Below are 6,347 nucleotides of genomic sequence, written 5' to 3' on the forward strand. Positions count from 1 at the left end.
CGCTGTGCCGGAGGTGAGCCGTCTCATCAATCACTCACTGTCATTCCAGCCAGGCCGCCTTCAGCGGATACGCGAGGCTTGAACATGCGACCTCGCCAGTAGAGCGTGGGCTACAGGCCCGCGCTCCAGGGGTGTCCCGGGTGTACGCGGGCAAGTAGCTCGGCCAGGGTCTCTCGCTGAGTTGAAGTCATGTGCGGGACCGTCGCCTCGAAGTCTGATTGATCCTTTCGGCGGGCGTGCTTGGCCTTGAACAGCAGGACCAGCTCGGGCGCCAGATACGGGATGCCGTCCTGGGTGTGACGGACGATGTCGCTGTAGGGAAGCCGGATCCTCTCATCGCGTCGGCAGATCCAGGTGTCGCCGTCGTGCGGTTCGCGGAACACGTCGAGCAGGTAGTTTCCGTTGTCCGGATCGCGGAGCCATGTCTGGTGCACGCCGGCCAGCTCCTCCGGTGTGGCGTCCTCCCAGATCCGGCGGCTGCCTACGGCGTCGAAGATGTATCCGGGGAAGCGGTGGCGGACCTCGGGAAAACTCGCGGCCGGAATCGCGATCTCGATGTCTCCATGAGCGCGCGTCTGCGCGCCTCGGAACAAGTCCAGCGCCCAGCCCGCGGCCACGCACCAGGGCGTGCTGATCCCGGCCAGCCGCTGCGCGACCTCACTCGGGGTCCAGCAGGATGACCACCTGGCGTGGAGGGCTTCGATCTCGTCAGGTGACAGCTTCATGCCGCCGCTGGGCAGTTGCTCGCTCACCGCAGGAATCTATCAGCGGAGTCGAAGTCCCTGGCCGTGGTCGACGACGGGGGGCAACGAGCCCTGGAGTCGTATGCCGCTGGAGTCCGTACAGTGTCTCCAGCCGGTTGGGCTCCTCGGCGAAGTCGCGACAGTTGAATACGAGAACCCGCCAGTACCTAGGCCGGATGGCTGTCGCTCACCCACTCCGCATCTGTGGGAGGACGCCGGGGATCTCGCACCAGACGTTGGCGTCCCGCTCCGCTCCAGCGCTCCCTACCTTCAAGGGCTTCGGCTCGGCCGCGCTGCGGTCCGGCGACGACCGCCCGGCGAAGCGCGAGTTGCTGCCGTACGAGGGCCCGCGCGCCTGGCGGCCTGAAGGCCGGCCGGAACTCTCAGTCCTCCGCCTCGAAGTGGCTAAGAGCGTGCTCCTCAGTACTCCCCCACCGACAACACCAACTTCCCCCGCGTATGCCCGTCGGCGTTCAGACGCCACGCCTCCGCCGCCTCCCCCAGCGGCAGCACCCGGTCCACATGCACCGCCAGCTTCCCCGCGTCCGCCAGCCCCGCAAGCTCCGCCAGGTCCGTCGCGTCCGGGCGGACCCACACATAGTGGCCGCCCTTCGCCGTCGCCTCGGCGTTGGTGATCGACGCGAGGCGGTCCGGGCGCGTGAGCAGGCGCAGGGACGTGTCCACCGCGTCTCCGCCGAAGAAGTCGAGTGCCCCGTCGATGCCTTCGGGGGCCAGTTCGGTCACGCGGTTTTCCAGTCCGGGGCCGTAGGCGACTGGTTCCGCGCCCAACTCCCGTACGAAATCGTGGTTGTGGGCGCTCGACGTGCCGATCACTCGGGCGCCCAGGGCTACCGCGATCTGGACGCCGAGCGAGCCCACTCCGCCCGCGGCTGCATGGACGAGGACGGTGTCACCGGCGCCGACGCCCACCCGCTTGATGGCCTGGTAGGCCGTGAGGCCGGCGAGCGGGATGCCCGCGGCCTGTTCCCAGGTGAGTGTGGCGGGTTTGCGGGCCAGCATCCGGACGTGCGCGGAGACCAATTCCGCGTAGGCGCCGAACTGGACGGCGTCCTTGCGGATGTAGCCGAAGACCTCGTCGCCGGGCGCGTACTCCTCGACGTCGAAGCCGACCCGTTCGACCACTCCGGCCACGTCCCAGCCGGGGATCAGGGGAAAGTGGGTCTCCAAGAGCGGGTCCAGGCCGCCCTGGGCCAGCTTCCAGTCGACCGGGTTGACGCCTGCGGCCCGGACGCGGATCAGTACCTCGCCGGGGGCCACCTTCGGGTCCGGGAGGTCGGTCAGGCGCAGCGCCTCCGGTCCGCCGTACGCGTCGAGCGTGACCGCCTTCATCCGGCGGTCACCACCGGCGTCGATGTGGTCTCGACGGTGCGTACCAACGGTTCGAGGCGGGGGTCCCGGGCGGCTTCCGTGAGTGCTTCGCACAGGGCGGCCTCGTTGGTGGGGCGGGCCCGGGTGAGGAGTGCGAGGCCGGCCTCGGTGACGTTGGTGTAGATCCCGCGGCGGTCGGTGGGGCACAGGTAGCGCTCCAGGAGTCCGCGGTCCTCCAGGCGCGTGACGAGGCGGGTCGTGGCGCTCTGGCTGAGGACGACGGCGTCCGCGACCTGCTTCATCTGCAGGTGACCGCCTACTCCGTCGTGCTGGCGACTCAGGACGTCGAGGAGCGAGTACTCGCGCACGCTCAGGCCGTGCTCGGCCTGCAGGGCGCGCTCGAGGTGGGACTCGATCCTTCCGTGCAGCAGGGAGAGCGCGCACCAGCCCTGAGCCAGGGCGGTGAGCGCGGGGGCGGTTGCGGTCATCGGGGCCTCCTTCAGCGGGCCGTAGCCCTCAATAGTTGCACAGAGAGATAAATGCGCGCCAGCTCTACGTGCGTTTGCATTTATCCCGCGCTTGCAACTATTGTCGTCCGACGTAAGCGCCCCACGCAAGCACTTGGAAGGCGGCTCCCCATGCCTCTCGCGCTCCTGGCCCTGGCCATCGGGGCCTTCGGGATCGGCACCACCGAATTCGTGATCATGGGCGTGCTGCCCCAGGTCGCGAACGAGTTCGGGGTCACGATCCCCACGGCCGGCTGGCTGGTCTCCGGATACGCGCTCGGTGTCGTCCTGGGCGCGCCGCTGCTGACCGTCCTGGGGACCAAGGTGTCCCGTAAGAACATGCTGATGTTCCTGATGGGACTGTTCGTCATCGGCAACGCGGTGTCCGCCTTCGCGCCGAGCTTCGGTGTCATGCTCATCGGCCGGGTCGTCGCCTCCCTCGCGCACGGCGCGTTCTTCGGCATCGGTTCCGTGGTCGCCGCCGACCTGGTGGCACCCGAGAAGAAGGCCTCGGCCATCTCCCTCATGTTCATGGGCCTGACCGTGGCCAACATCATCGGCGTCCCCGGCGGTACGTACGTCGGACAGGCCGCAGGCTGGCGCGTCACGTTCGTCATCATCGCAGCGCTCGGCGTCATCGGCTTCCTGGGCGTCGCCAAGCTGGTGCCCGCGACGGGCCGCCCCGAGTCCGTGAGCGTACGCAGCGAGTTCGCCACGTTCCGCAACGTCCAGGTGTGGCTGGCCATGGCCATGACGGTCCTCGGCTACGGCGGTGTGTTCGCCGCGATCACCTACATCACGCCGATGATGACCGAGGTCGCCGGCTACACCGCGGGCGCCGTGACCTGGCTGCTCGTCCTGTTCGGCGTCGGGATGTTCCTGGGCAACCTGATCGGCGGGAAGTTCGCCGACCGCCAGCTCATGCCGATGCTGTTCACCGCCCTCGCGGGCCTGACCGTGGCCCTGCTTCTGTTCACCGCGACCGCGCACAACAAGGTGCTGGCCGCGATCACCCTCTCGCTGATCGGCGCGCTGGGCTTCGCGACCGTGCCGCCGCTGCAGAAGTGGGTGCTCGACCAGGCCTCGGCCGCGCCGACCCTCGCCTCCGCCGCCAACATCGGCGCGTTCAACCTCGGTAACGCGCTCGCGGCCTGGCTGGGTGGCATCGTGATCGCCGCGGGCCTCGGCTTCACCGCCCCGAACTGGGTCGGCGCCCTGCTCTCCGGCACCGCCCTGCTGCTCGCCCTCCTGGCCGCCCGCCTCGACCGCCGCGGCCGCACCGCCGGACGCGTCGTCGCCGGGTCCCCGGCGCGCGAGAGCGCACCGACGTCCGCCCCCACCGCACTCAAGGAGCTGTCCTGATGCACCGCACCCCGCAGCAGGTCTTCGCCGACCACGGCAACCGCCTGGGCACCGGTGACCTCGACCAGATCAGCCAGAACTACACCGAGGACGCCGTCTTCGTCACCCCCGAGGGCGTCCTCACCGGACGCCAGGGAGTCCAGGAGGGCATCGGCCGGCTGCTGGCCGATCTCCCCGACGCCGACTGGCAGTTGACGCCGCACTTCGCCGGGGACGTGCTGTTCCTGGAGTGGACCGCGACCAGCGCCGAGCACCAGGTCACCGACGGCGTCGACACGTTCGTCTTCAAGGACGGCCTCATCAGCGCCCAGACCGTCCGCTACACCCTCACCCCCCGTCCCACCAGCAACGCCTGAAAGGCCGCACCCACCATGGCACCGTCCACCATCCCCACCGTCACCCTCAACAACGGCGTCGAGATCCCCCAGCTCGGCTTCGGCGTCTTCCAGGTCCCGGACGACGAGACCACCGCCGCCGTCTCCTCCGCCCTCGAGGCCGGCTACCGCAGCATCGACACCGCCGCGATCTACGGCAACGAGACCGGCGTCGGCCGCGCCCTCGCCGGCTCCGGGATCGCCCGCGAGGACCTGTTCGTCACCACGAAGCTGTGGAACGCCGACCAGGGCTACGACGCCACGCTCAAGGCCTTCGACGCGAGCCTCGCCAAGCTGGGCCTGGACTACGTCGACCTCTACCTGATCCACTGGCCGACCCCGGCCCGCGACCTCTACGGCGAGTCGTGGAAGGCCATCGAGAAGCTGGCCGCCGACGGCCGCATCCGGGCCGCGGGCGTGTCCAACTTCCAGCCCGCGCACCTCAAGCGCCTCCTCGAAGGCACCCGCCTCGTGCCGGTCGTCAACCAGGTCGAGCTGCACCCCGGCCTCCAGCAGAGCGAGCTGCGCGCCGTGCACGCCGATCTCGGGATCGCCACCGAGGCGTGGAGCCCGCTCGCCCAGGGCGCCGTCCTCAAGGACGAGGCGATCACCACGATCGCCGAGCGCCACGGCAAGTCGCCCGCGCAGGTCGTGCTGCGCTGGCACCTCCAGCTCGGCAACATCGTCATCCCCAAGTCGGTGACGCCCGCCCGCATCCGCGAGAACCTCGACGTCTTCGACTTCGTCCTCACGGACGACGAGATGACCGCGATCGCCGGTCTCGACCGCGACCTGCGCACGGGCCCGCACCCCGACGAGCTCAACTGACCCTTCCGACGCGGCCGGGGCGGGGCGGCAGACCCCTCGCCGTGGGGTGCGGACCCCGCGCCGCCCCGCCCCGGCCGTCTCGCGTCGCCCCTCTCGCGCCCGAAAGTTGTACCTGTCATGTCTGAAGCCCCCACCGCCCTCGACCGGCTCGTGAACCCCGCGGGCCTGCCGACCCTGGGTCTCGAACTGCCCCTCGACAACGACTGGGGCGCGACCCGGCTGCGCGCCGACCGGGCCCTGGACCGCCCCTTCGGCGTCCCGGACCTGACCCGGCACGCCGAACTGGCCCGCCTGGCGGACGAGTTGGCGTTCGCGGGGCTCTGGGTGCGGGACGTGCCGCTCTACGATCCCGAGCACTTCGGCGACGCCGGTTCCGTCTTCGAGACGTTCACGCACCTGGGACATCTCGCGGCGATCACCGAGCGGGCCGTGCTCGGGACGGCTGCCGTCGTGCTGCCGCTGCGCCGCCCCCTGCTGGTCGCCAAGGCCGCGGCCACGGTCGACGTGCTGTCCGGCGGCCGGTTCGTCCTCGGTCTCGCGAGTGGTGACCGGCCGGTCGAGTACCCCCTGTTCGGGGAGGACTTCCAGGCCCGGGGCGCCACGTTCCGCGAGGGCGTCGCCATCCTGCGTGCCGCGTGGGCCGGGCGCACCGGGGACGAGGGCATGAGCCTTCCGGAGTTCGGGCTCGGTGCCGACCGACGGCTCGACGTCCTGCCCAAGCCGACGGGCCGCACCATCCCCGTCGCCATCGCCGGGCACGCCCAGCAGTCCGCCGAGTGGATCTCGAAGAACGCCGACGCGTCGCTCAACTACCCGCGTCCGCTGGGTGCGTTGAAGCTCAAGACGCGCGAGTGGCAGGAGCTGACGGCTAAGGCGCCGAAGCCGTATCTCACGCCCATGCAGCTGGACCTCACCGAGGATCCGTCCACCCCGGCGACTCCGATCCGGCTCGGTCTGCGGACCGGCCGTGAGGCGCTGGTGGAGCATCTGCGGGCGATGGGCGAGCTGGGTGTCGCCCATGTGTCGTTCAACCTGCGCCCCGGCAACCGTCCCGTGGACGAGGTCCTGCGGGAGCTCGCCGAGACGGTTCTGCCGCACTTCCCCTCCCCCGGGAAGGCGGCGGACCCTGCCCGCAGGTGTTCCGCCGCACGTTTCGGCGAGTGACCGTGGGGGAGGTCACTGACACGATGATCGGGTTGCGCGGT

General features: G+C 70.2%; 7 protein-coding genes. 4 read left to right on the forward strand and 3 right to left on the reverse strand.

The features are described 5' to 3' along the window. Nucleotides 1–110 precede the first annotated feature (110 nt). The 3 genes from ABZ893_RS31245 to ABZ893_RS31255 form a co-directional block, all read right to left on the reverse strand. Complete coding sequence (locus tag ABZ893_RS31245; RefSeq protein ID WP_361410559.1) at nt 111–752, reverse strand: hypothetical protein; 642 nt, start codon at nt 750–752, stop codon at nt 111–113. Between the two features lie 411 nt (nt 753–1,163). Continuing rightward, a complete protein-coding gene (locus ABZ893_RS31250; protein WP_361410562.1) occupies nt 1,164–2,093 on the reverse strand; it encodes an NADP-dependent oxidoreductase in 930 nt (309 codons plus the stop codon). After that, a complete protein-coding gene (locus ABZ893_RS31255) occupies nt 2,090–2,560 on the reverse strand; it encodes a MarR family transcriptional regulator (RefSeq protein WP_361410565.1) in 471 nt (156 codons plus the stop codon). Before ABZ893_RS31255 ends, ABZ893_RS31250 begins: the two co-directional genes overlap by 4 nt. 150 nt (nt 2,561–2,710) lie before the next feature. Between ABZ893_RS31255 and ABZ893_RS31260 the strand changes: the two genes are divergently transcribed. From ABZ893_RS31260 to ABZ893_RS31275, 4 genes are all read left to right on the forward strand, one after another. Continuing rightward, nucleotides 2,711–3,940, forward strand: a complete 1,230-nt coding sequence (locus ABZ893_RS31260) for an MFS transporter (protein ID WP_361410568.1) — start codon at nt 2,711–2,713, stop codon at nt 3,938–3,940. Beyond that, nucleotides 3,940–4,296 (forward strand): nuclear transport factor 2 family protein, encoded by a 357-nt coding sequence (locus ABZ893_RS31265; protein ID WP_361410571.1) that lies wholly within the window; start codon nt 3,940–3,942, stop codon nt 4,294–4,296. The genes ABZ893_RS31260 and ABZ893_RS31265 overlap by 1 nt, the downstream gene beginning before the upstream one ends. 15 nt (nt 4,297–4,311) lie before the next feature. Then, entirely contained in the window at nt 4,312–5,142 is an 831-nt protein-coding gene (locus tag ABZ893_RS31270) for an aldo/keto reductase (protein ID WP_361410574.1), read from the forward strand. 117 nt (nt 5,143–5,259) lie between these two features. Continuing rightward, complete coding sequence (locus tag ABZ893_RS31275) at nt 5,260–6,306, forward strand: TIGR03571 family LLM class oxidoreductase (RefSeq protein ID WP_361410577.1); 1,047 nt, start codon at nt 5,260–5,262, stop codon at nt 6,304–6,306. Nucleotides 6,307–6,347 lie beyond the last annotated feature (41 nt).

This window comes from Streptomyces sp. NPDC046821 (genome assembly GCF_040645335.1).
In the GTDB taxonomy this organism is placed as follows: Bacteria; Actinomycetota; Actinomycetes; order Streptomycetales; family Streptomycetaceae; genus Streptomyces.

Coding starts and splice junctions, on each gene's coding strand:
- ABZ893_RS31260 (WP_361410568.1), top strand. CDS start 2,711: ATGCCTCTCGCGCTCCTGGCCCTGGCCATCGGGGCCTTCGGGATCGGC.
- ABZ893_RS31250 (WP_361410562.1), bottom strand. CDS start 2,093: ATGAAGGCGGTCACGCTCGACGCGTACGGCGGACCGGAGGCGCTGCGC.
- ABZ893_RS31275 (WP_361410577.1), top strand. CDS start 5,260: ATGTCTGAAGCCCCCACCGCCCTCGACCGGCTCGTGAACCCCGCGGGC.
- ABZ893_RS31265 (WP_361410571.1), top strand. CDS start 3,940: ATGCACCGCACCCCGCAGCAGGTCTTCGCCGACCACGGCAACCGCCTG.
- ABZ893_RS31255 (WP_361410565.1), bottom strand. CDS start 2,560: ATGACCGCAACCGCCCCCGCGCTCACCGCCCTGGCTCAGGGCTGGTGC.
- ABZ893_RS31270 (WP_361410574.1), top strand. CDS start 4,312: ATGGCACCGTCCACCATCCCCACCGTCACCCTCAACAACGGCGTCGAG.